The organism is Treponema sp. OMZ 803, from assembly GCF_024181165.1.
In the GTDB taxonomy this organism is placed as follows: domain Bacteria; phylum Spirochaetota; class Spirochaetia; order Treponematales; family Treponemataceae; genus Treponema.
Map to the genome: position 1 here is coordinate 2,460,232 of NZ_CP051195.1, position 23,514 is coordinate 2,483,745.

The following is a 23,514-nucleotide window of genomic DNA, read 5'->3' on the forward strand; positions in this document are numbered from 1 at the left end:
ATTTTTACAGGAATAAGTTTTTTATTTACAAAAATAAATATAACCGCTTCCTCGACCTACCCCTAAACTTCAATTAATTATTTTATTCCAATTTTATAGACTTCCATATTTGGAAAATCTTTTACATCATAATACGGTGCTTCATTCTCCCATAATTGATGAAATCTTAATATAATATGATCGTTAAAATCACAGTCCAAATAGACATAGAAACTTTTATTTGGAAAACTTGTTTTTAAATTTTCAATGAGATTTTTCGTAATTAATTTTGCAGAAGTTATGGCTGTATGTTGAACACGTTTTTTAACTTTACCACAAATATGAATATGATTTTCATATGCCTCTAATTGTGTTTTATCAGATACTTTATCTAATGAATCTATCTTTGAATCTTGAGTTTTTAAAAATATATATTCATTATTTTCAGAATCTATTGCCGTATAAAATTTCGGGAAGAGAATATCTTGTAATTCGATAATAGCCTTAAAACCATTCATATCTTTTCATAAAACCTCGCATCCTAGTGTAGTGTCGCCATAACATTGTTTTAAAGTGCAACCGGATCTATTAATCCTAATATTTAATCCTAATATTTTCATAATTAAGAGTTACCATTGGATAATACAAACCTTTTCTAATCTTATTTCCAAATAAAATCAAAGACACATATTTTTTTCCATTATCTTCGTAAAATTCTTCGTACCCATACTCTTGAGGTTTATATTTTTTATTTAATCTTGAAATATGACCGTTTTCTTTTACAGTGTTCCAAGATAAAATCTTAGCTTTTTCAAAAATAATATCAAAATAAATTGACTTCTTTTCTTCTGAATCATAAGTATTAACTTTTATTACAACGTTTCCATTAATTTGTTTCAGATAGATTTTTGCATCATGCAAATATTTATATATTTTTATGAAATCAGATTTTTCAAAATCTTTTACTATACTCTTATTATATTCAAGAAATGCTTTGCGATATTCATCATCATTGTAATCAGCTAAATAAATATATTTTAAAATTTTTGATTTTTTTATATTTCCATAAGTTAATAACATTTTTAATCCTTTCCCAACGCTTGACGTTGGATACATAACTAACGCTTAACCTGCAACAAGGCTTGTCCGGTTTGTCAGCTTTGAAAACAGTATTAGGTGTTATTACTATTTAAATTCTATTTAATTTATATTAAACTTAAACTATAACAAGCATCTAGCCCTAACAAATTTTTTCTTATCAGTTTCTGATAATTCAGAAACTTTCATATTATTTGCTTTTGCATAAGAAAATAATGCTTTCAAATCTATACTATTTTCCATTTGAGACAACAATATAGGTTGCGGGGTATCTTTTAAAGTTTCTTTATAATTTTTCATCAGTCCAGTCATAGGTATAAACCTCCATTATATTTTTTGCATTTTCTTCATCTATTGCAAATTGAAATGGATGAAGAATACCGATAAATTCAGCATTAAATTTTTCGACATAATGATCAAGTAAAATTTTATTCGCTGTAAATCCATACATCATTCCATCAAAACCAAAGTCGATTGATTTGTTTGCAGCGATTGCAAACAAATGTCCGCCAACACCTTGATATCTGATTTCTTCTATGTATACTTTTTCCAAACGTCGTAAAGCCGCGTACCACCGCTACCTTGTTCCGCCCTAAAGTTCAATTTCATTTTAGTAAGCAAGCTTGAGTTGCTTACTAAAACATACTTTTTTTCATCGAGCTTGACTGGATGAAATTATATTCCTTTTTAAAATTTTATAATATTGAAACTGAATAAATAAATTATAAAAGCACAACCAATGTTTGTCCTTTTCGACCTTTCCTTATAATACCATAAAAATGACTCGTCTGCAATCTAAACTGCTACAAGATAAGGAACTCCCATATTATCCCTGTTCCCGATCCTCTCGATTTCTATGCTTTTTTTAATTTAAAATACTCTCTATCATACATAAACAATAATATGAGTAACAATGCAGATGCGCCTAATATAGTTAAATATAATTGTATTGATTCTCTTTTAAATAAAAGAATCATATTTGATAAATTAAAAAAAGTATGATAAAAAATTGCATTTAAAATATTGTTTTTTGATTTCTTATAAAAATATGTGATAAAAATACTAAGCATAATAACCGTAGGGATAAATAATAGGTATCCTACGAATCCGACGTTCATTATTTTGAAGAAATGCCATGCACCCCAAAGTATTCCAACAAATAGTGAACTGGTAAACGAAGTATATTTATTTTCAAAAATCTGTAATAAAGTTCCCCTCCAACCAATTTCCTCACTAATAGATCCGACAATAGTAACTATAACACCAATTAGTAATAAATATCCCGTGTATTCTGACTTAACATACGGCATTCCCATTAAATCAAGTATAAATGAAGATAGTAAAACCAGTGTTATTGGAAATATAATAGCTATTACTGAGTATCTATTTAATTTATAAGCATAAAATTTCCTTTCATTATATTTTTTTCTAAAAATTAAAGTTGTTATCAATGGAGATAATTGTACTGCAACCATTGTAACAGAGCCTAATAGTAATTCATTACCTCTGATATTTTGTGTAACACCTCCGGATATCATAGCAAGAAGAAAGGTTATTAGTAAGTTCATCAAATTAAAAAATACTACTTTTTTATTCATTTTACTTCCTCTAAACTTATTTCTTCGTTATCGTTAAAATAAATGTTATAGATTGGTTCTGTTCCCGCCTGCCTTTAGGTAGGTCAACCTAACTGCCGCTTAACCTGCATTGCCGTAAAGGCAATGGCAGGTTGAAGCGGGTGTTAGGTTTTATTTCATTTTAGATTTTTACGATCCATATTTTTCAGAAAAATACTCCGATTTGGCATCTTCAATAGTTATATCTGAAGAAACACAGCCTGTAATCTGTTTTAATAAATCCATTCCTGCTTCAGGTGATAGTTTATCTTTCTTCTGAGATTTTATGACATTTATTTTATAATCCAGTAAATCAAAAAAATCAGAAACATCTGAAAGAAATTCAACAGGAATGGATTCAAGCCTTTTTTCCAAAACTTCATATGGAACTTGATAAGATCGTTTTTTTGATGTATTTATCATTGTATCAGACATATAATCCTCCTAGATTCAACTACTATATTTCTTTGTAATTTATATAAAGTCAGACGGAAACCTCCCGAAATATTTGCATATTATTGACTTTGACATTACATTTCCCAGTATTGCATTTAAAAATCTCATATTACGAATTCCTGTTTCCTCCCATTAACAAATAGAAACGAGGAACTGAAGTCTCTTTTAGAAAAGCTGACACGAGAACATTTGTATCGATTACAGCATATATCGGCATCCTATATCCCTTTTCGTGCAGCAGAAATTTCAGCATTAATCTCTTCAAGATTCAAATTTGCGACTCCATTCTCTTCTGCACTTTCAGCTAGTGTATTCATTGCATTAAGAATGTTTAACGGAATCCGTTTTCGAATAATATCTTTTTTATTGTTATAATCAATTTTCATTGCAAAAGGAATGCCTTTCTCCGCAACACTTCGTTTGAAAAAGATTCTCACTGCTGTCGATAAATCTAATCCAAGTTGGTCATAGATGGCGGTAACCTCATCTTTTAATTTGTCATCAACCCTTACCTGGACCAAAGAATTTGCCATACGAAGCATCCTTTTCTGAAGTTCAATGTAATGACATTGTAATACGAATAAGCGTTTTAAGCAAGCATACTTATTTAATCTACCTATATTTATTTGCCGCTTTCTCTTAGTTCAAATTTTCGCTTGTCATTAAGAATTACTTTCTTTAAATCTAACCTGCATCAATTCCAGCTGATTTTACCGGATTGTCAGCCTTTAATTTCTTATGCTTTTCCCACAGAGTATACAATGGAGTGCCGATCCATTCGAAATTCTCGCCTCCCATTAAATCTCTTAATGCAAATTCTTTATCATTAAAATTTTTGCACCAACAATATACAGCACCTTGAAGAAAGCTATAAATTTCTGCTCCTTGTTTTTTGAAATTCCAGAAACACTTCTTACTATGCTATTACCTTTTATCAGCATTATAATTTTTTCCTTAACCGTTTGTGCTCTATGTATAAACACCATAGAGCACAAAAATAATACCTAAATTTAGTTACCAAAAGACCCCGAATATCCAAGTTTCTTTAACCGAACTTGTAATTTCAGCGGAATGGAAGTACCGTCAAACTGTTGACTACTATGTCCGAAGTCTATTCGTTCCAAGCTTTCTGGAATTACGACTTCTGAAAGTTGTTTGCAAAAACAGAAGCCATCGCCTGCTAATTTTTTTGCAGATGTTGGTAGTGTTATTTTTTTGAGATCCGGACACCAACCAAAACCTCCGATTATTTCACACCCTTCTTCAAAAATAGCCTCTTTTATTGTTGAGTTTTCAAACTTGTAGTTTTCTGGTGCTCCTAAATAACCTTCATTCTTAGCCCAATTTGAGCGAATGATAATGCTCTTTTCTTCAAAATTAACATATTCTGTTCTAATTTCTGTCAAATTATTTAATTCTTTCAAAGAGCCTTTTAATGTAATATAAAGATTTGCAGGAGATTTTCGATTTTTCTGAGCAAGTATCTTACATTTCTCAATAGTAGATGGAAGTTTGTTTATAGTAATATGACTTGAGGGAATTCCTCTTGAATAGATCTGAGTTAAAGAAAATTCCTTTACACCTTCAGGTATTTTTATCAAAATTTCGCTAATACCTTGAAAACCTAAAAATTCAGATTTGACTGCAATGACAGGTATATCCTCTATTGTTGGAGGAATATCATATACTTTTTGATTATTTTTAAACCCAGTTATGATAATGGATTCAACATCATCGGAAAGTTTATAACTAAAATCGCTTGCAGAGTTTGCTGCAAAAACTGAAAAAGCAGTAACTACTATTAAAGATACTGAAACCAAAATTTTCCTCATAAAATCCTCCTATGATTTTATAAATTTATTTTTTGGTCGAAATAAATGTTATAGATTAGTTCTGTCTCCGCCTGCCTTTAGGTAGGTCAACCTAACGGCTGCTTAACCTGCATTGCCGTAAAGGCAATGGCAGGTTGAAGCGGGTGTTAGGTTTGTTCTCGTTTCCAAACAGCTTAATTATAATTAGAACTTACTCAATAGATTGAATATTAGCATACACAGACTGCATATTTTTTATAATCTTATCTACTTTACTATTATTCATTCCCAGTTTTATACTCTTTTCAATATTATTTATGCATTCTTCTTTTTTACCATTAGCCATGTTAATAATAGAACGGTTTAAATATGGAAGCGGATATTTATTATCAATATTTAAAGCCTCTTTAATATATTTTTCTGCTTCTTCATATTGTTTTTTATTTATATAAATACAACTAATATTGTGTTTAACCATGGCTAAAATATCTATCGTATAAACAGACCATGTCATCCAGAGAATCGTTTTTTTCCATGGTTTTTCCTCAATACAACGCTCAAATTGTAAAAAGTGATATAATGCTTTATCTAAATCATTTTTATTCATATACTTTCTACCGGTGTAGAAATCTTGATAAAAGTATTGACTTATTCTTCCAGGTATAAGCAAAAGTAAACCAATAAAAAGCGAAGTAACAAGGCGATAATCCTTGTTAGTATTTGATATACTCCAATAAACAATGGTAGCAAGTGATATAAGTATTACACCGTAAAGTATTTTTAAACAGAGCGTCCTATTCATTTTTTATCCTCCGCGCCGTAGGCGTCAACCTAACACCCTTTAGCCCCTTCCTCATAATATCATGGAAATTTCACGCTTTCAATCTAAACTGACACCCATCGCAGCAGCTACACCTTTCTACTATGAATACTCACTGGAATGCAGCAACAACAGGCAGCTTAGGTCTATCCTCACTAAACAAGCTAAAGCAAAATCACATCCTATCTATAGGAACTAGGAAAAATTTTATCCATTTTTTCTGTCGTCTACATTTTTATATACTTCCATACGATCTCGTTTCCCGATTCCCCAAATTTCTATGATTTCTTTTAATTTAAAATGATCTCTATCAGTTCACTGCGTTCCAAAAAGCTCTCTAAAATAGTTCAATCGGCAGTTTGACTCTCAAAAAACCGATGCAAGGCTTCTTGAGCCCGAATCGGCGGCTGTCCTTGCGGCAAAGTTTTGCGGTGCCAGCTGCCGTCCGGTTGCATTTCAAAGGCCTTTACGTTATCCGCAAAGTACACGCTAAAAAAATAATCCAGAAGCTTCTGATTCTGCTTATCCAAAACAGGAAACAACAGCTCTACCCGCCGTTCAAGATTGCGGGGCATCCAGTCAGCGCTGGAAAGGTGCCATTCAGGATTACCGCCGTTTTCAAAATAGAATATCCGGCTGTGCTCCAAATAGCGGTCGATAATACTGACCACGCGGATATTATCGCTGATGCCACGCTGCCCGGGAATGAGCATACAGATACCCCGCACGTTTAAATCGATACGGACGCCCGCCTGCGACGCCTTGTATATGGCGGCAATCAGTTCGGGGTGAGAGAGGCTGTTCATCTTTGCGATAATGCGGGCGGGCTTATGCTGTCGTGCAAAGTCGATTTCCCGATCGATATATCCCAGCAGGGTACGCTTGAGTGCGTCAGGCGCGGTAATGATATAGCGGGGAGCCTCTTGCGTATATTTACCGCACAGACGCGAAAAAATAATGTGCGCGTCGGCAATCATCCGTGGATTGACGGTAAACAATGATATGTCTGCATAGAGCCGTGCGGTGGTATCGTTGTAGTTGCCGGTAGACAGGTGCACATAACCCTGCTCACCGTGCGCCTCGCGCCGCATAATCAACAAAAGCTTTGCATGAACCTTCAAATGCGGCAGATCGTACACCACCCGCACGCCGTGCTTTTGCAGCCGCTTTACCCAGCCGAGATTTCGCTCCTCATCAAAGCGCGCTTTTAATTCCACAAATACCGTAACCTGTTTTCCCCGCTTTGCCGCCTCCACCAACGCACGCACAACAGGCGAGCTTTTACTGGTACGGTACAAGGTCATACGGATGGACGTTACGGCAGGGTCTTCCGCAGCGTCAGACAAAAGCCTGATAACCGGTTTATATGACTGATACGGAACGTGCAGTAGAATATCGCGTGCTTTGATGCTATCCCACAGCGTGCCGTTAGAGGGGAAGGCAGGATGTGCAAAGTGCTTCCATTTTTCATTCCTCAGCCGTTTAAACCCGTCTATTTCCGTGATTTTTGCAAAGGAGGAAAGCCCTATGGGAGCCTCGCTTAAATAGACATCTTTTTCGCCCAGCTGAAACAGCTCGCTCATCCGCCGTACCAATGCGGGGGATTCATGAGTACTCGTCATCCGCACGACAAACGAGTATCGGCGCCTGATAAGAACTTCTTCCAAGGCCTCGATAAAACCGTCATCGGAGGAATCGTCAACCGTCATACTGGCGGAGCGGTTAATCTTAAAGATTCCCGTTCCGGTAATCCGGCAGCCGGGGAAAAACGCTCCGCCGAAATACCGAATCAGCTCGTCGATCAGTACGAACCGAACCTTTTTTGCAGGGTCCGATTGCAAAAAGACAAAGCGCGGAGCCGACGGCACCGGTACAATCGCGAGCCGGTCTTGTCCGCCTGCATCATCCGAAAGCAAAAACCCGACGTGCAGCCGCACATTGGCAACACTGTCTGCAAGTGCCTGTTCATTTTCGGAAACTTGCGGGGTAATAATCGGGTAGAGGTGCCGGTAAAAATAATCTTTCAAAAAACGCCGCTCCGCTTCGGAACATTCTTCCGGTTTGCAATAGGTAAATCCATGCGCTTTTAGCTGAGGCAGAATTTCGGTATTTAATACCGCTTCTTGAATGTCAAACAAGACGCGCGTTTTTTGTACGATGGCTTCTAACAGCGTTTCTACCGGCCAATCGTCAGCATCGGCGGGTGGATGCCCGCTTTTATAAAATTCCTGCAAGCCGGCAACCCGCACCATAAAAAACTCATCAAAATTTGAAGATACAATACCGATGAATTTGAGCCGCTCTAAAAGCGGTACCGAGGAGGAGCACGCTTCCGCCAATACCCGCTCGTTAAAATCGATCCATGAAAGTTCCCTATTAAGATAGTCCATCATAGTGAAGGTCTCGCGAAACTTTACAGGCAGCTCCGCTTACAGTTTATCGATGAGCATCGAACACTTACCGGAGGGTATCGGCAGCGTTTTCTTTTTTTGTCCGAGGATATTGATAGTAAAGTAATAGAGCTTCTCGCTTTCCATGTGGATTTCCCAGCCTCGCTGCGTTTTTGACGACAGGATGGTAACGAGGTTTCGTTTCAGGCTCAAGTTTTCGATTCCCATTACCTCAAGATTCGGGATAATCCAATCGACGGTTTTTCGCGGGAAACTGATGGAAAGCCCGATCACATTTTCAATCATCAATGTGATGGTCGAGAGCGCTGCCGAAAAAAGATATTGCTTGCGCGGGAAATTTTCATGGTCAGGCCATTGCGCGGGGCCTTCTTTTTGCGGCAAATACGCTTCCCACAACGCGCCTTTTTTGCTGTTGCCGTCGGGAGCAAGGCCGTCAAGCACATAGTAGATATGGCGGATAGCGCATTCCCGCGCAAGTTCCCACCGCTCATATTTTTCCAAGCCCTTAATCACAATAAAGTTCAAATGCGGGAATACACTACCCAACGCCCCCATACCGCGTTCATTATACGCAGAGTCATCAAGCGACAAACTGGGAATAGGATGGTCGGAACCGAAGGTTTCGGGATTGAGCAAGTGTGCGGAAAGCTGTTCGGCCTTGTCCTCATTGGGGATTTCGGCAAGCAGCGGCCAAAAACCGGCGATTGTCTTTTGCGGCAATTTTTGTTCATCCGCATCGATATCGTGATAAAAACCCGTTTCGGCATTCCACATAAGGGCATTGATACGGGTTTTCAGCGTAAAATAAACCCGCTTATACTGAAAACTCAATTCCTTGTCGTTAAGAATGTCTCCCAGCACCGACATATACAGCGCGTTAACCGCGACCGCCGCATTAAAGTCTACCAGATAGGCAGCTTTCTTGCGCGGTGTATTGTACATTTCTACGGCTGCGAGCGGGACGGTATACAATCCGTTCGGTTGTTTAAACGAAGTATCCAGCCACTTCATATAGCGGGTTAGTACCGGCATGACATCTTTTACCCGTTTTTTATTCGCCGTCTTGTGAAACATATTATATTCCGCCCATGCAAAAAGCGGCATACCGACACCTTCGGGATTATCGCTTGAAAACACCGGCTCACCGGTTTCGACATTATACTGAGACCGAATCGCCCCCGATTCTTCCTGATGTGCATAGAAAAAATCCAATCCCTGATTTGCACTATAGTTTCGGTTTGAATAGACAAAAAAGAACGATGAAAAGATAGTTTCATACTGATTTAAAAACCATCCGTTGTTATCGGGATACAGAAAGAAACTTTCAGTTGTTCCTTTTTCGGTCTTTATATTGAATAAAAAATCCTGAATAAACGACCACGTTCTATCATAAATATCAACAAAATCCTGATCATAAAAATGAACTTTTGGAAAATCGCGTTTGTTCACCTTTGCTCCTCAACAATCCGCCGATAAAATAATTCAGCGAATCTTTCGCGTATATAGTATATCATATTTTTACGCATAGTTGTATAATTTTTTCTGTTTTTTGTATATTCTAATAAGAATCTCTAAAACCTATTGATTTTTTTAGAGATGCGCTGATATCATTGCTGTGTTGCAGGAGGAACGCTTGTACCAATCGTTTGTTTTTCTTGAAATCCGTGTTTTAATGTTATCGGATGAGAAAGCGTTTTGTTCCTGCAAAGCAGGCTCCGCAGCCGGAAGTTGTCCTATTTGTACACGCACACCGGGATATCCGCTGCTTTTAACAGAACATATTGCCCGCGATGCGTACCGGCTCGCTCAAAGCCTCGGCTGTACGCTTATCCCAAAAGCTCAATATGAATACCCTTCGGGTATGCCCGCCCTTCCGCCCGAATATCAGCTCTGCGGCGCTTCGGTAAAAATTGCGGAAAAAGGCGTGCTCGATATCGAATTTCACAAACACAAAAAGCAGATTGATATTTTAGAAATACGCATCGAAGAAGATGCGGGGCGCCTTATGCACGCCGACGGCAAGGCTTTTATGGATTACAGCTCCGCGGGAATGCCGAGCATCAGAATACGCACCGGTAACAATCTTGAACTGGGCGAAGAAGCGGAGATGTTTTTAACCGAACTGAATAACCGGCTGCGGTACATCGGACTCCTCACCGATTCCGACAGTAGTCATAAAATCCGCTGCAATGCCTATGTTGCTTCTACCGAATTTCCCAATCCACCGCAGCATTATGTAAAACTGCGGAACCTTAACTCTTTTAACTTTGTACGGAAGGCGGTAAACGAAGATTTACGGCGGCAGGAAGATATGCTCAAACAGGGGAAGGAGCCGATTTCGGAAAGCCGGTTGTGGAATGCCCGCATGGAGCGTACCGAACCGTATAAAACGCGAGATTTTATCGATTACGTTAAAACGAGACCGGCAAAAGAGCTGCACTTCTACACCGCGCCGGATACGCTGTTGCAAGAAGTATTGCAAACTGCTCCGGAAAATCAACAATCGCGAAAGCTGCGCTATATTCAATCCTTCGGTCTGTCCATCCCGATTGTACGGGCGCTGTGTACCGAGGCGCGGCTTGCGGATTTTTTTGAAGCGGTGCTGCAATTCGGAATTGAGCCGAAAATCGCCGCAAACGGGATTCTGGAAGATATCCTTCCACTGCTAAAGCGCGCCGGTAAAACAATCGACGCCTTTGTTTTGCAGCCTGAATACGTTGCCCGTATTTTGCGGCTTGCGCAGGAAGGAACAATTAACCATCCGATTGCCCGCACCCTGCTGCAAAAGATTATCATCGACGGCGCTGATCCCGCAGCCTTGCTTGCTCAAGATGAATGGATAAAAATATCCGACGAAACAACACTGCGGACACTCGTTCAAGAACTGATTGCCAAACATCCGAAAGAGGCGGAACTGCTCAAAACCGGTTCGATGAAATACCTCGAAATCTTGTGCGGGCAGGTGATGAAGCGGACAAAAGGATTTGCCGACCAGCAGTTGGTAAAGCAACTCATTAAAGAAGAATTGAATATCCGCATTATCTATGTGCTTTCGATGGGCGGCGCAATTTCGGCTACCATACAAAACGGACAGGTGAAAGCGGGAAGTACCAAAATTCTGTCCGAGCTATTGGATACCGATATTGCCAAACGGCATATCCGCATTGAGCCGAGTATTTCCGACGGGCTTTTCAGCGAAGAGCTGGAGCCTGCGGATTGGGCGCGGCTTATCCACGCAATCTGCGAAAAAATCGCTTCGGGGACGGCCAACGGTATTGTGATAACGCACGGAACCGATACCCTCGTTTATACTGCGCCGCTGATATACTGGCTTTTTGCTGATACGCCGGTCTCCATCGTATTGACTGCATCCGGTACCGCTCCTTCGGAATCTGAAGAAGCGCGGCGCAACTTTAACGCGGCAATCAAGCTCGCATGGGAAAAAGAAAACGGCGTCTATGTTTCTTTTAACGGTAAGGTGCTTTCACCGCTCAATCTCAAGTTCGTCGATTCCGGCGATATCGGCTTTGTAAACTGGAATATGCAAACGCCGCTCTTTTGGGGAGAAGGGCTGCTTTCGGATTATGAGGAAAGCGACAGTCTCGTTTTTGAAAGCCTCTTGAGCGAAGCTGCCGACAATATGTTTTTGATAAAAACCTATCCCGGTATTCGGAGCGAGCGTCTTATTTCATTACAAAAAGATATACGCACGTTCTTTTTAGAGCTGTACGAAAACGGTACGGCCAATATGAAAGACAGCTCATATTCTTTAAAAGAGTTTCTGAAACGCGGAAAAAAACAGCAATGTAGGTTTTACTGTACTTCTCAACAGGAAGAAGCTATCGACTTCTCCAACTATGCCAGCGCGCGGGACTTATGGAAAGAAGGCGCCGTACCGATGGGAATGCTCACAACTGAAACAGCCATTGCACTGTACTATGCAGCATCTCTCGTATGCGACAGTCAGGAGGAGCTTGATCGTATTATGGAAACGGCCGCGCTCTTAAATGAAAAATAAAAAGGAAAACTACGTGAAGCAACTGATTATTACCAACAACCCTAAAACCGCCGAATATATCGAACATCAACGTAAAGAATGGAAGAACAACCCTGAAACCGCAGCTATTGAACTGATATTCTGCGCGTCGCGGGATGAACTGTACACACAGGTACGCGACTATATCCATCGAAACTGGAAGCTGCAAAACCATGCAATGTACGGGAACATCCAACTGCACAAGCAGCCGTACCGCAGTATGGTGTTAACGAAAGGGACGGAGCTGGATACCCGTTCCTTGCAGCTGTGGGAGCAAGCCATGGAACGGGTGAAACGCACTAATCCGCCGAATTATTCGGAAAAAGTGCTGGAAGACTTCCAAGCCCTTGACCTTTCTTTATTTAGAAGTGCCCTATAGTATCTTGTACGTAAATATGATACACATATAAATCTTTATCGCACACGTATCAATATCCAGAGGAAGAAAAGATGAATAAAATTATTGAACGCTTACAAGGTATTACCTATACGGCACAAACAAATCCCGCAACGTTAACCGGTGATGATATTGCATTCGTTACCCAAAGCGTTAAAAGCAACAACGAGAAAGTAATTGCGCAGGCATATACCACTATCGGTCACATCGGAAATAACAGACCGGAGAAAATTATGCACCTCATAGACGGTGCCTTTGCTGCATTAAAAGACAGTAACTGGGAAATTCGGGAACAAGCTGTTTTAGCGCTCGGCCGCATAGGCAGGGCGGATATCAATGTGGTAAAAAATCGGCTGGATAAAATTATTCAATTACATTGCGATTCAGTACCCAAAGTACGGGCAGCAATGCTGGATGCGTGTCAAAGTATTGCCAACGCCAAAGCGTCCGTCTTTAAACCATACATCGGCTTATTTGAACGTATGCTGGACGATCCCGACAAGGAGGGTGTACGTGAGCATGCCCCGGACATATTCCGCATCATCGGGAAATACGAACCGGAAATGGTTGAACGTTCATTGGTGTTGTTAAAGGACAAGCTACGCGATCCTTCCCCGAAAACGCAAGCTCGTGCCGTCGAAGCCATACGCACAATCGAAACATTTTTGCGCAGGACACCGACGGTGTAAAGCATTCATAAGGGCATTGTTAAAAAAATCTAGCCAAGTTTTTAGAGATGCCTATTAGTTGTTGGGGAGATTCACATCGAAGATAATCCCCACACGCTTAAAGACTATCTTGTCCAGCTTACTTTTATCGATTGTACGTTTTTGATAAAATGTTTTTAAATCACCGACTGTATAGTTATGAGCGGTCTTCCATTGTGCAATCAACATGATCGTCAGCTGATCGATCGGTTTAAAGCTGATGATTGGTCCGAATACGACATTATAACGATCTTCGCCCCATGTACTTTTATCGGCACCGGTAGGAACTTTAAAAAAAGTTTTCTCCGTTTCCAGTCTAAAGGCAATCATATTCATCGGTAGGGGCATTTGATAGCCAAGCACGTATGAAGCACAATAGGTCAAGCCGTTTCTGTTTTCGCCGTCGTCATTCTGAAACACCCATGATGTAAGCGAGCCTACGCCTGTAACACCTCGGTATAAAAAGTACTGATCAACCCTCGCGATTATATGAGTCCAATCATTCGGAATAATTGCCCCCAAATCAAATTGCAAAGCGGCGCCTAAATTAGCAGTGTAAAATGCGTTTTTAAAGTTAATAGGAACTTTGTTCGTTGTGCCGGAAACATCCTGATTTAAGGCAAGGCCGTGCCATCCTGCAAGTGTCCACCCGGATCCAATACTGGCACCTCCATATACTTCCAAAAAGGCGAGCGGAGTCCAGACCACATCAAACTTTCCTTCGACGGTAACCGGCGTAAGTTCCGCCCCTAGTTTAAATTTAATATTATTACCACGCATAAACGGATTATCAAAGTTCAAAACCGGAACTTTAATAACTTCTGTCACATTCAGCTTGCCGGCCCAAGGATAGGTAATAGCCAGATTGATATTTGTCGAATATTTTACCTTTGACTTTTCCTCTGCCCCTTCTTCCTGTGCAGAAAGCGTACTGAGAATCAGCAGGGCACCAATCACCGATGCAATCAGTTTCTTCATAAAACACTCCTTAGACTGCTCGTTTTTTTCACGACAACGTAATATAAAAACAACGTTGCATAAAAACGGCACACTATCAAGCCTACACGGATGCTGCTTTTTATGCAAGACCTCGACAACGCGATCACAGGGTAAACGCATCAGGCCGTTTTTTTAATATCCCCGCGGAAAAATTGATACTATTCGACCAGAGTTGAACCTCTTTGCGGTTCAAATGGTCTCACAGTTTCAATTTTTCTGCGATTTTTATCTACTCTGCCTGATGCGTTTACCCATTTGCCGGAAAAATATGCGAAATTTTGAACAAAATTTCGCACAGAAGGAAGACAACCGCTAAAAATATTTTTGATGCGGTTGCCCTGAGCGCGATCACAGGGTAAACGCATCAGGTATTCTTTATCAGCCCCGCAGAATAAGTGAGGTTGCCTTATATATTCCGAAAACATCGATGTGTTGTGCTTTATGTCATTTATGCTATAGTATTTAAAGAACCTTATCAGCACAGAAGGAGATTTTTATGACACCAGCTGAAAATGTTTACAAAGCATTGCAAGATATGGGTATCAGCTATGAAGTAGTTGAACACCCGCCGGCATTAACTACAGAAGAAGCCGATAAATACATCGAAGGCAAAGAAGGATGCCGGACAAAAACGCTCTTTTTGCGGAACAGAAATAAAAAACGGTGTATTCTACTCATTATGGATGAGGTAAAACGGCTTGATATGAAAAAATGTGCGGAAATGCTTGAAGAAAAAGAATTTAAGTTTGCGTCAGCAGAATTGTTAGCGGAAAAACTCGGCCTTGCAGCTGGAGTGGTGTCACCGTTCGGTTTATTAAACAACACCGCGCATGACGTAACCGTATACTTCGATAAAGCAATGCTCGACGAATATCGCATTCTAACCTTTCATCCGAATGAAAATACAGCAACGGTTTTTATCGATTCCAGCGACCTGCAGCGTTTTATCAAAAATACCGGACATGAGTATTTTATCATCAATACATAAAAACCGGCCAATAAAAGGCTTGACAATTTTCGAATATAATAGAAAATATTTTCTATGAAACCTCGAAAAATTTGGATTATTACCTGCTTATTTTCCGTTATTCTCATTTCTACCGTATCGTATGCGCCGTCTATCTTTGCTCAATCTCAACAGGATCGGACGCAAAGTACGATACCGTATATGCAATACCTGCAATACTTAAATGAGGCACTTCAACGCTATTATGTCGATGAGGTAAATCCGGAGGTACTCTTTCAGGGCGCCGCGGAAGGAATGCTCAATGCGCTCAAGGATCCGTATACCATGTATATCGACAACGGCAGCTTAACCGGCGTAGGATTACAGGATACCACAACCGGCTACTTCGGCGGAATAGGTATTACCTTTACCAAGCCTACTGCTTCAACAGCTGAACGTCCATCCTATATTGAAGTTGCATCTGCCCTCGAAGGAACCCCTGCATGGAAAGCCGGTATTCAGGCAGATGACCTCGTTACCGAAATCGAAGGAGAATCCACTATCGAGATGACACAGGCGGATGTAGTGGCAAAGCTCCGCGGCAAAATCGGTACATCCGTTACCGTAACCGTCCGGCGCGGAAAGAATATGGAGTTTCCGGTTAAGCTGGTACGGGCACGGATTGAAGTGCCGACCATTAAATACATGAAGCTCGATAAGGATATCGGCTATATCCGCCTGATAGAATTTAACCCCAACAGCAGCCGGCGCATACGGGAAGCAATGGAAAGCCTACAAGCGGAAGGAGCAACCAAATTAGTACTCGATCTCCGAAATAATCCGGGGGGACTTATCACTGCAGCAGTCGATACGGCGAGCCTTTTTATTAAAGAAGGATTGATCGTTTCTACAAAATCGCGTATCCCGCAGAATAACCTTGAGTTTAACAAAAACGCTGCGATCGATGCGGTGTTTGCGGATGTGCCGCTTGTTGTGCTTATCAATAAAGGTTCGGCAAGTGCCTCGGAGATATTGGCGGGGGCATTAAAAGATTATAAACGGGCATACCTCATCGGGGAAACCAGCTACGGAAAAGGTTCCGTACAGCAGATCTTTGATTTGACACAAAAAGATTCCTTTAAGATGACGACTTCACGCTATTATACACCGAGTGACGCAAATATCGACAAAACCGGCATCAAACCGGACAAAGAGGCACAGCTATTTCCGCCGTTATCGGCAGATGACGAAAAACAGCTGGAAAAACTGTTCAAAGATGAAAAACTTTCCAATTTTGTCAAGAAGAACAAGGATTTAACCGCGGCACAAATTACCCGATATGCGGAATCGCTCGCAAAAGAATATTCATTGAACAAAGAGTTGCTCCGCATCTTGATTCGGCAGGAATACAATAGAACGCATACTGCTCCGGCAGCTGATATTGACTATGACGCACCGCTGCAGGAAGCTGTCAAAATTCTTAAAAGCGGAACCCTGCCGCAGTTGTTGCGAAACAGTAAAACCGTGCGTCAAATGCAGGAAGAAGCAGCTCAAGAAAAAGCCGCAGCTAAGTTGAAGAAGGCTTCATAAATCGGTATTACGAAGTAATGAAGCAATTTATTATCGAGCAAGAGCCGGATGGTAACGGCATGCTCACCTTGAGCGGCAAGGCCTTTATATACTTGATAAAAGTACGGCGTATGCGGGAGGGTGATGTCCTGCATGCGCAGCTGCCGCAAAGCGGTGCCGCCGATATGGTCATCGATTCGATAAATACTGTAAAGAAAACACTGCGGTTAAAGCGGCGGACAACGCCTCTCAGTGTGTGCGGGACGGCTGCTGCGGGTGCAACCAACGAAGCCGCAAACAGTTTGCCTGCGTATGCCGCACCTGCTGCCGACCTTATTTTGCTGCAATGGGTGCTCAAAGGCTCTAAAACCGACACCATTATCAGGCAGGCCACGGAGGCAGGCGTGCGCGCTGTTTTACCGGTTATTGGAGAGTTTTCCGTTGCAAAAAAACAAAACCCTGCACAGCTGGAACGGTTCAGGCGCATTATCAAAGAATCGCGGCAGCAATCGGGCTCTCCGATCGATACCATCGTTATGGAACCGGCTCCGCTTGCCGAAGCGCTCAATACCCTAAAAACACTTGTACCGGCTGCTACTACCGTGTTTGCTCAGTGCAGCGAAGCCGCCGGCGCGTCCGTCGGATTTCACCAACTGCTTGCAGAAAAACCTTCCCATATTGTGCTCGCAATCGGAGCAGAGGGAGGCATAAGCCCCACGGAAGCAGCAGTACTTCGCAACGCGGAATTCCAAACCATTCATTTTAAAACGAACGTATTACGTGCAGAAACTGCCGCACTGTATGCAATTGCAGCGGCACAAATTATTATAAACGAGGCTGACCAATGGCAATTACCCGTATAAAACTCTTAGCAATCCCCATCGACATTCTTCCCGACGAAGATATTGAACAAACCATAATGGATATGGTGGATAAAGGAGAACCTCAGCATATCGTGTTTATTACAATTTGGGATTTGCTCAGAGCTCGGCGCGATGCGGAATTCCGCGCAATGCTTGAACAAGCAGCGCTCTGTCTTCCGCTTTCAAGAAGTTTATTAAAAGCGGCGCAGTTCCTCAAACTTCCCGTACCGATCAGACGCGATTCCTTTGATATGATTATCAGAATCTTGAACATCATCGATTCTCACTATAAAACGCTCTACATCCTGGGAGGACGGGCGCAGAATCTGTTGGATGCCGAACGCAATGTACACGTAACCTTTCCTGGCATAGGTATTGTCGGTCGCTTTAACGGTTTTTACCGCAAGAGTATGGAACCGGATATTATCTTGTCAATTGTAAAAGCTCACCCTGCACTATTGATCGCCGGAAACGGTATTCCCGGCGGTGTCCGATGGATTTATCGGAATAAAGCCAAATTACCTGCAAGCATCTTTATCCACAATAATGATATCATCGACATTTTTGCAAAACGTAAAAAGCGCATTTCCGACGCTGCATTTCGAAAAGGGCGTGAGTTTTTGCCGCAGCTGCTGCGCAATCCTTTTAAAATATTTTACGTGTTTCGCTATCTCCTCTTTCTGCTGATCGTACTGTTCTACCGATTGTTCAGAACATAACACGGTCTAACTTCGACTGCTGATACAAAATCCATATTTTGTTCGACCGGTGCATTTTAAGGATATACATACCACTATGAAAACGCACTATTTACTTGATACGGAAACAGTAAAGACCTACCTCGTTGAACAGCTGCGGTTATTTTCCCACGATGACCCGCTCGATGCGGAAGAAATCGGGGACGGCAATATCAACTATGTATTCCGTGTGCGCTCACGGATAGGCGGAAAAAGTATTATTGTCAAGCAGGCAGACCGGCTGCTCCGTTCATCGGGACGTCCGCTCGATATTACTCGCAGCAAAAGAGAGGCGGAAGCGCTCCGCATTTACGCCGATCTTACCCCACAGTTCATACCTCAAATATATGCCTACGACAATACGATGAGCGCTATCTGTATGGAAGATATTTCCTATTGTGGTAATCTACGGAAAGAGCTGATGGCGGGACATTCGCTTCCGGCGAACTTCGCGGAAAACGTGGCATCCTTTTTGGCGGATGCGGTTTTCGCAACAAGCGATTTGTTTTTGTCTCCGGAAGAAAAGAAGGAGCGGGTAAGTGCTTTTATCAATCCCGAACTATGCGCAATTTCCGAAACGCTTGTTTTTTCCGAGCCGTACTGCAACGGAAAAAACCGCAACCGTATTACCCCCGGTAACGAGAACTTCATTCAAAAAACGCTTTACAATGACGAAGCGCTTAAAGTCGAGGTTGCTTCGCTACGGGAAATCTTTATGAATAAAGCAGAGGCGCTTATCCACGGCGATTTGCACACCGGCTCAATTTTTATCGGCAATACTATCGGCGTGCCTATCGATACGAATGCCACTCCCGATAGGAATACAATGAGCGAACCGTGTACCGAGCCGTGCATGAAAATTATCGACCCCGAATTTGCCTTTTACGGCCCAATCGGATATGACCTCGGCAATATTATCGCAAATCTTTATTGTGCGTGGATGTACGCCGCTTTTACCCGCAAAAAGTTCTCCGCCGCCGATGCTTTTGATAATTTTATTGAACGAATAGCCGCCACAATAGAAGCACTCCCGCAGCTTTTTACCGCAAAGGCGTTGGAACGGTGTAAAACAGTTCCATTAAGCGACCCGCTCTACAACGAACGGTATATCCGGCGGCGGCTTGCTGAAATACTTGCCGATGCCTACGGCTTTGCCGGTACGGAAATAATCCGCCGCGCTGCCGGGGACACAAAAACCGCTGAATTCGATGCGATGGGGCAGGACACACGCCGCATTACTATGGAACGCATCATCATAAAGACAGCCTGTAGGTTAATTAAGCAGCGGCGGCAAGCGAACATCGGAGCACTCACGATTACATACTTTAGGGAAGCGCTTTTACACAGCGGTATATAAATGAGAAAGGCCTTCCGCTAAACTTGCGAAGATATCGGCGATACCCCCAGATCAACAACCATTACCCATTATGTAACGGTCACCCCGCCAATGAACGGTGCACATAGCCACGTCAGTTCGTGTTTGTTTGCAGTAAGATGAACGATTTTTGAATGAGGGATTTCCGCAAAACGGCGAATCGTATCGAAGTCGGGCGCCCCCTGCATTTTAATTGTACAGATAAATTTTGAACAAAGGCCGCTTGACCGCCACCGTCCAATCCATTCCAGTAAGCGAGGCGGATAACAAATAACATCGGAACATACCCAATCCTGTTTACCGAGACTCTCGGGAGTTAATGTAAACGCATCATGCTGCATAAAGGTAATCCGCGGTTCACGCATCAAAAAATCCGCCAGTGGGCTCCGATCGATAGCAGTTATCTCTGCGCCCAGGTTATTCAGCACCCATGTCCAGCCGCCGGGACAGGCCCCCGCATCCACACAATGGGAGCCGCGCTGAGGTAATGCCCAGTCTACCGGTATTATAGATGGAACAGCCGTTCCCTTTTGCTCTGCAGCACGCCGATAGTAAAAGTCTAACAGAGTTAAGGCTTCCCATAGTTTAAGGTAGGCACGGCTTGGCGGATTTTGATGGTCTTCGGTAAAGCGGATAACGCCGAGCGGAAACGGTGAGGAGGTTTTCGCAGACGCAAGCAAGGTATGTTCATCTAGCAACGACCACACCCCCATACCGGCAAGCGGCACGGTATAAGGAAACGGTTTTTCTTTTTTGCTGATATACGGCAGCTTTGCACCAATCAATTCCGCCCGCCTAAAACAGTTAAGCGGATAGTGCGCCCAATTTCGTTGAATACCTCGCAACAGCTCCGCAGCTTCTCCAATACTACGGAACCGCACCACAAACGGTTCTTCCCAGCACAGCTGTTTCCAAAATACTTCCTGCCGTATATCTTCACAGTACACAAGCTTACTTGATTGAACAGTACTATCGTTCAACTTAAAATCACTACAACCCTCGGAAACGGAAGAAAAGCGCCACATACGCTCGGGCAACCCGTGAGCCTGCAAAGCCAGCTCATCATCCAAATGCGATTCAAAACCTTTTACCGGTATCCATGCCTTACCGGCTAACTTACAAATAGAACCATAAGGGTTGGCAGCGGCAATTTTACACAAATCAACAACCCCGACGCAAGCGTCGGAGTATGTTGTTCTCATAAGGTGGTTGCAGTCGGCTTTAATACCCTTTGTTACGACGCAAAGCGTCGGGGTATTAAATCCTCCGCACGAATCAATCATCATCATAATAGTCTTTTCTTTTGTATCGGCAAAAACAATAGGGCATAAATGAGATTAAATCAATAGTATGGTATAATAAGAATCCGAGGTATAAGCAATGAACAGATATAAACAATTGTATTATAAGCTTTTTACAAAATTTGATCATGTTCATCACGGTTGGACAAACTTACATTTCTATTATTATGATTATTCCATAACAGTAAATTTTTCGGCGATAATGGATTCATTTCCGAATTTTTTACAATGGATTAAGCATGTTGAAAATTTAGAAATACATAAAAGTGCATATGTGAATATCGATCAGGAAGGATACTATAAAAGATTAACATGCAAAAAAATTAGTGAAACGTTGCTGAGTTTTACTATTCAATCCAATGACCGTTTTAGTTTCAAAATTGAGGGAATTGATTCAAGATATTTTATATGTCAATTACTTAAAACGTTACATAATTACACTGTACAGTTTCCGAACGAGCCATGGACAGGAATCAAGCTTGATAAATTAATATATACTGAATGCGGCTCTCTAATAGAAAAATATAAAACGGCCTGTAATGCCTGCCTAAAACAATGCGAGCAATTTCAAAATTCAGTTTGTTTATGTGATACATGAGCAAAACTATCAGTATGACAAGTCGCACTACCGCTATGGCAAAAACAATAGGGCATAAAAAAACGCTCGGCAAAGCGAGCGTTTTTTGCAAAACATAGCGTTATATTTACGCCTTAGCTTCGGCGGCCTTTTTGTTTTTCAGCATTGCACGGCCGACTTTTGAGATATTGACTTTCTTTCCGTCAATTTCCTGTTCATACAGGAGTTTAACACCGGTTTGGCCGGTTACGGGGCAGGTTCCCCGCCCATGATTGGGAACGCTTTTAATTCCTTTCCCGCGATGTGCTTTCGACATAGTTTAGCCCTCCGCTGCTTTTGACTTTGCAGCGCCCTTGTCTGCACCGTCTTTCTTTGCATCTGCCGACTTCTTCGTGCTCTTATCGAGCGTATAGTCAACCAGCTCTAAAATTGCAACCTGTGCGGCATCACCCTCACGCAACCCTAATTTAAGTACGCGGGTATATCCGCCGTTCCGATCCTTCATGCGCGGACCGATGTCGGTAAACAATTTATTCAAGATTGCCTCATCCCAAATATAGGTTGCAGCCTGCCGCCGATTATGTACTGAATCGACCTTAGCACGGGTAATAAGCTTTTCTGCGGTTCTCCGAATCTCCATCGCCTTTTGTTTTGTCGTAGTAATCCGCTCGTACTTAAACAGTGATGTAACCATGTTACGATGCAATGCGCGGCGATGTGCACTGGTACGTGAAAGCGGATTAAAGCCGTTTTTATGCTTCATCTGTTTCTTCCTTTTGTCTCGATAACTTGATCGAATTCTTTAAATGACTGTAATCAGTCATACCCAAACTCAAATTACGTTCCGCCAACTTTTCTTGTATTTCCTGCAAACTCTTCTTTCCGACATTTCGAGTTTTCGAAATCTCATCCTCGGTCATCATGGTCAAATCGCGGATTGTTGAAACGTTTGCGTTTTTCAAACAATTGGAAGCCCGCACGGAAAGATCAAGCTCGGTGATCGGAGTGTCAAGCAACTGCTTTATCATTTCATCACTTTCATCGGATTCATCATCACTGAGCAATTCATTTTCGTTGAAATTGACAAAAACGGTAAAATGTTCTTTCGCAATTTTTGCAGCTTCCGCTAAAGCGTCTTCAGGCCGTATAGTACCGTCCGTCCAGATTTCAAGTACAAGCTTGTCATAATCGTTGCGCTGCCCTACTCTGCACGGCTGAATTTCATAGCTGACTTTTCGAACCGGGCTAAAAATGGTATCCAACGAGATTGTTCCAACCACTTCGACATATTTTTCGTTCGTCTCTGCCGGTACATAACCGCGGCCGAAATCAACTTGAATCTCCAATTCAACATGAGCATTTTCCATCAGCTCCATAATATGGAGATCGCCGGATAAAATTTCAAGTTGACCGGGTTTTGCAAAATCGGCCGCACTAACGGAGCAGGGACCTTTAAAATCAAACAAAAAGACATCTTGTTCAATCTCATTCGGGAGCCGCAGCCGCATTTGTTTCAGGTTATTCAAAACCTCCATCGTGTCTTCGGTTACATTTGGAATTGCTTCAAACTCGCTTGAGATACCATGCGGGACATCATCATCACCGTAAGAGGTAATTTTTACAGCGGAAATAGCGTACCCTTGTATCGAAGACAACAAAACACGCCGCAAACAATTGCCGATCGTTGTACCGAAGCCTGTTTCAAAGGGAGACGCCGTAAACTTACCATAGCTGTCGTTTGAGACATCGGCCGCAAACTCCAGACCTTTTGGTTTTTTGAATCCTTTCAAAAGATTTTTACGAGCCATTTAAACTC

At 41.9% G+C, this 23,514-nt stretch carries 24 protein-coding genes; 8 read left to right on the forward strand and 16 right to left on the reverse strand.

The features are described 5' to 3' along the window. Positions 1-77 precede the first annotated feature (77 nt). From ABH09_RS11165 to ABH09_RS11215, 11 genes are all read right to left on the reverse strand, one after another. Positions 78-497 carry a hypothetical protein gene (locus ABH09_RS11165; protein WP_162664376.1) on the reverse strand — a complete coding sequence of 140 codons (420 nt, stop codon included), beginning with the start codon at positions 495-497 and terminating at the stop codon, positions 78-80. Between the two features lie 76 nt (positions 498-573). Next, positions 574-1,059, reverse strand: a complete 486-nt coding sequence (locus ABH09_RS11170) for a hypothetical protein (protein ID WP_253714488.1) — start codon at positions 1,057-1,059, stop codon at positions 574-576. Between the two features lie 141 nt (positions 1,060-1,200). Further along, positions 1,201-1,389 (reverse strand): hypothetical protein, encoded by a 189-nt coding sequence (locus ABH09_RS11175; protein WP_162664378.1) that lies wholly within the window; start codon positions 1,387-1,389, stop codon positions 1,201-1,203. Further along, the gene (locus ABH09_RS11180; RefSeq protein ID WP_253714489.1) at positions 1,364-1,630 is read right to left on the reverse strand and encodes a hypothetical protein; all 267 of its coding nucleotides are present in this window, start codon (positions 1,628-1,630) and stop codon (positions 1,364-1,366) included. The genes ABH09_RS11175 and ABH09_RS11180 overlap by 26 nt, the downstream gene beginning before the upstream one ends. Positions 1,631-1,931: 301 nt before the next feature. Next, positions 1,932-2,675 carry a CPBP family intramembrane glutamic endopeptidase gene (locus ABH09_RS11185; protein ID WP_253714490.1) on the reverse strand — a complete coding sequence of 248 codons (744 nt, stop codon included), beginning with the start codon at positions 2,673-2,675 and terminating at the stop codon, positions 1,932-1,934. Positions 2,676-2,843: 168 nt separating this feature from the next. Next, positions 2,844-3,128: a hypothetical protein gene (locus ABH09_RS11190; RefSeq protein WP_253714491.1), complete on the reverse strand. Its 285-nt coding sequence runs from the start codon at positions 3,126-3,128 to the stop codon at positions 2,844-2,846. A 239-nt stretch (positions 3,129-3,367) separates the two neighbouring features. Next, a complete protein-coding gene (locus ABH09_RS11195; protein ID WP_253714492.1) occupies positions 3,368-3,682 on the reverse strand; it encodes a type II toxin-antitoxin system RelB/DinJ family antitoxin in 315 nt (104 codons plus the stop codon). A gap of 477 nt (positions 3,683-4,159) precedes the next feature. Continuing rightward, positions 4,160-4,981 (reverse strand): leucine-rich repeat protein, encoded by an 822-nt coding sequence (locus tag ABH09_RS11200; protein ID WP_253714493.1) that lies wholly within the window; start codon positions 4,979-4,981, stop codon positions 4,160-4,162. 190 nt (positions 4,982-5,171) lie between these two features. Further along, positions 5,172-5,762, reverse strand: coding sequence for a tetratricopeptide repeat protein (locus ABH09_RS11205; protein WP_162664382.1), 591 nt, complete (start codon positions 5,760-5,762; stop codon positions 5,172-5,174). 365 nt (positions 5,763-6,127) lie between these two features. Then, complete coding sequence (gene ppk1, locus ABH09_RS11210; protein WP_253714494.1) at positions 6,128-8,173, reverse strand: polyphosphate kinase 1; 2,046 nt, start codon at positions 8,171-8,173, stop codon at positions 6,128-6,130. A 36-nt stretch (positions 8,174-8,209) separates the two neighbouring features. Beyond that, positions 8,210-9,640, reverse strand: a complete 1,431-nt coding sequence (locus ABH09_RS11215; RefSeq protein WP_162664383.1) for an MGH1-like glycoside hydrolase domain-containing protein — start codon at positions 9,638-9,640, stop codon at positions 8,210-8,212. A 184-nt stretch (positions 9,641-9,824) separates the two neighbouring features. Between ABH09_RS11215 and ABH09_RS11220 the strand changes: the two genes are divergently transcribed. The 3 genes from ABH09_RS11220 (at position 9,825) to ABH09_RS11230 (ending at position 13,313) form a co-directional block, all read left to right on the forward strand. After that, complete coding sequence (locus ABH09_RS11220) at positions 9,825-12,209, forward strand: asparaginase domain-containing protein (RefSeq protein ID WP_253714495.1); 2,385 nt, start codon at positions 9,825-9,827, stop codon at positions 12,207-12,209. A gap of 13 nt (positions 12,210-12,222) precedes the next feature. After that, complete coding sequence (locus tag ABH09_RS11225; RefSeq protein WP_253714496.1) at positions 12,223-12,606, forward strand: GrdX family protein; 384 nt, start codon at positions 12,223-12,225, stop codon at positions 12,604-12,606. Positions 12,607-12,677: 71 nt separating this feature from the next. Then, a complete protein-coding gene (locus ABH09_RS11230; protein WP_253714497.1) occupies positions 12,678-13,313 on the forward strand; it encodes a HEAT repeat domain-containing protein in 636 nt (211 codons plus the stop codon). A gap of 54 nt (positions 13,314-13,367) precedes the next feature. Here the strand turns inward: ABH09_RS11230 and ABH09_RS11235 are convergent, their stop codons facing one another. Then, entirely contained in the window at positions 13,368-14,309 is a 942-nt protein-coding gene (locus ABH09_RS11235) for a hypothetical protein (RefSeq protein ID WP_253714498.1), read from the reverse strand. A 517-nt stretch (positions 14,310-14,826) separates the two neighbouring features. Between ABH09_RS11235 and ABH09_RS11240 the strand changes: the two genes are divergently transcribed. From ABH09_RS11240 to ABH09_RS11260, 5 genes are all read left to right on the forward strand, one after another. Further along, entirely contained in the window at positions 14,827-15,318 is a 492-nt protein-coding gene (locus ABH09_RS11240; protein WP_253714499.1) for a prolyl-tRNA synthetase associated domain-containing protein, read from the forward strand. 54 nt (positions 15,319-15,372) lie between these two features. Continuing rightward, positions 15,373-16,866 (forward strand): S41 family peptidase, encoded by a 1,494-nt coding sequence (locus tag ABH09_RS11245; RefSeq protein ID WP_162664389.1) that lies wholly within the window; start codon positions 15,373-15,375, stop codon positions 16,864-16,866. Between the two features lie 17 nt (positions 16,867-16,883). Further along, on the forward strand, positions 16,884-17,708 hold the full coding sequence (locus ABH09_RS11250; RefSeq protein WP_253714500.1) for an RsmE family RNA methyltransferase: 825 nt from the start codon (positions 16,884-16,886) through the stop codon (positions 17,706-17,708). Continuing rightward, positions 17,690-18,427, forward strand: a complete 738-nt coding sequence (locus ABH09_RS11255; protein WP_253714501.1) for a WecB/TagA/CpsF family glycosyltransferase — start codon at positions 17,690-17,692, stop codon at positions 18,425-18,427. Before ABH09_RS11250 ends, ABH09_RS11255 begins: the two co-directional genes overlap by 19 nt. A 76-nt stretch (positions 18,428-18,503) precedes the next feature. Beyond that, the gene (locus tag ABH09_RS11260) at positions 18,504-19,802 is read left to right on the forward strand and encodes an S-methyl-5-thioribose kinase (RefSeq protein ID WP_253714502.1); all 1,299 of its coding nucleotides are present in this window, start codon (positions 18,504-18,506) and stop codon (positions 19,800-19,802) included. 68 nt (positions 19,803-19,870) lie between these two features. On the opposite strand, the gene ABH09_RS11265 is transcribed toward ABH09_RS11260, so the two are convergent. From ABH09_RS11265 to ABH09_RS11280, 4 genes are all read right to left on the reverse strand, one after another. Beyond that, positions 19,871-21,022 carry an SAM-dependent methyltransferase gene (locus tag ABH09_RS11265; protein ID WP_253715770.1) on the reverse strand — a complete coding sequence of 384 codons (1,152 nt, stop codon included), beginning with the start codon at positions 21,020-21,022 and terminating at the stop codon, positions 19,871-19,873. An 803-nt stretch (positions 21,023-21,825) separates the two neighbouring features. Continuing rightward, a complete protein-coding gene (locus ABH09_RS11270; protein ID WP_006188395.1) occupies positions 21,826-22,014 on the reverse strand; it encodes a hypothetical protein in 189 nt (62 codons plus the stop codon). 3 nt (positions 22,015-22,017) lie between these two features. Next, entirely contained in the window at positions 22,018-22,461 is a 444-nt protein-coding gene (rplQ, locus tag ABH09_RS11275; protein ID WP_162664393.1) for a 50S ribosomal protein L17, read from the reverse strand. Continuing rightward, positions 22,451-23,506, reverse strand: a complete 1,056-nt coding sequence (locus ABH09_RS11280; RefSeq protein ID WP_162664394.1) for a DNA-directed RNA polymerase subunit alpha — start codon at positions 23,504-23,506, stop codon at positions 22,451-22,453. Before ABH09_RS11280 ends, rplQ begins: the two co-directional genes overlap by 11 nt. Positions 23,507-23,514: the final 8 nt, after the last annotated feature.

Excerpts from the sequence above, each read along its gene's own strand:
- ppk1 (WP_253714494.1), bottom strand. The coding sequence starts at position 8,173 with ATGATGGACTATCTTAATAGGGAACTTTCATGGATCGATTTTAACGAG.
- ABH09_RS11170 (WP_253714488.1), bottom strand. The coding sequence starts at position 1,059 with ATGTTATTAACTTATGGAAATATAAAAAAATCAAAAATTTTAAAATAT.
- ABH09_RS11260 (WP_253714502.1), top strand. The coding sequence starts at position 18,504 with ATGAAAACGCACTATTTACTTGATACGGAAACAGTAAAGACCTACCTC.
- ABH09_RS11185 (WP_253714490.1), bottom strand. The coding sequence starts at position 2,675 with ATGAATAAAAAAGTAGTATTTTTTAATTTGATGAACTTACTAATAACC.
- ABH09_RS11195 (WP_253714492.1), bottom strand. The coding sequence starts at position 3,682 with ATGGCAAATTCTTTGGTCCAGGTAAGGGTTGATGACAAATTAAAAGAT.
- ABH09_RS11255 (WP_253714501.1), top strand. The coding sequence starts at position 17,690 with ATGGCAATTACCCGTATAAAACTCTTAGCAATCCCCATCGACATTCTT.
- ABH09_RS11235 (WP_253714498.1), bottom strand. The coding sequence starts at position 14,309 with ATGAAGAAACTGATTGCATCGGTGATTGGTGCCCTGCTGATTCTCAGT.
- rplQ (WP_162664393.1), bottom strand. The coding sequence starts at position 22,461 with ATGAAGCATAAAAACGGCTTTAATCCGCTTTCACGTACCAGTGCACAT.
- ABH09_RS11280 (WP_162664394.1), bottom strand. The coding sequence starts at position 23,506 with ATGGCTCGTAAAAATCTTTTGAAAGGATTCAAAAAACCAAAAGGTCTG.
- ABH09_RS11240 (WP_253714499.1), top strand. The coding sequence starts at position 14,827 with ATGACACCAGCTGAAAATGTTTACAAAGCATTGCAAGATATGGGTATC.
- ABH09_RS11230 (WP_253714497.1), top strand. The coding sequence starts at position 12,678 with ATGAATAAAATTATTGAACGCTTACAAGGTATTACCTATACGGCACAA.
- ABH09_RS11165 (WP_162664376.1), bottom strand. The coding sequence starts at position 497 with ATGAATGGTTTTAAGGCTATTATCGAATTACAAGATATTCTCTTCCCG.
- ABH09_RS11250 (WP_253714500.1), top strand. The coding sequence starts at position 16,884 with ATGAAGCAATTTATTATCGAGCAAGAGCCGGATGGTAACGGCATGCTC.
- ABH09_RS11190 (WP_253714491.1), bottom strand. The coding sequence starts at position 3,128 with ATGTCTGATACAATGATAAATACATCAAAAAAACGATCTTATCAAGTT.
- ABH09_RS11245 (WP_162664389.1), top strand. The coding sequence starts at position 15,373 with ATGAAACCTCGAAAAATTTGGATTATTACCTGCTTATTTTCCGTTATT.
- ABH09_RS11205 (WP_162664382.1), bottom strand. The coding sequence starts at position 5,762 with ATGAATAGGACGCTCTGTTTAAAAATACTTTACGGTGTAATACTTATA.
- ABH09_RS11265 (WP_253715770.1), bottom strand. The coding sequence starts at position 21,022 with ATGAGAACAACATACTCCGACGCTTGCGTCGGGGTTGTTGATTTGTGT.
- ABH09_RS11270 (WP_006188395.1), bottom strand. The coding sequence starts at position 22,014 with ATGTCGAAAGCACATCGCGGGAAAGGAATTAAAAGCGTTCCCAATCAT.
- ABH09_RS11175 (WP_162664378.1), bottom strand. The coding sequence starts at position 1,389 with ATGACTGGACTGATGAAAAATTATAAAGAAACTTTAAAAGATACCCCG.
- ABH09_RS11200 (WP_253714493.1), bottom strand. The coding sequence starts at position 4,981 with ATGAGGAAAATTTTGGTTTCAGTATCTTTAATAGTAGTTACTGCTTTT.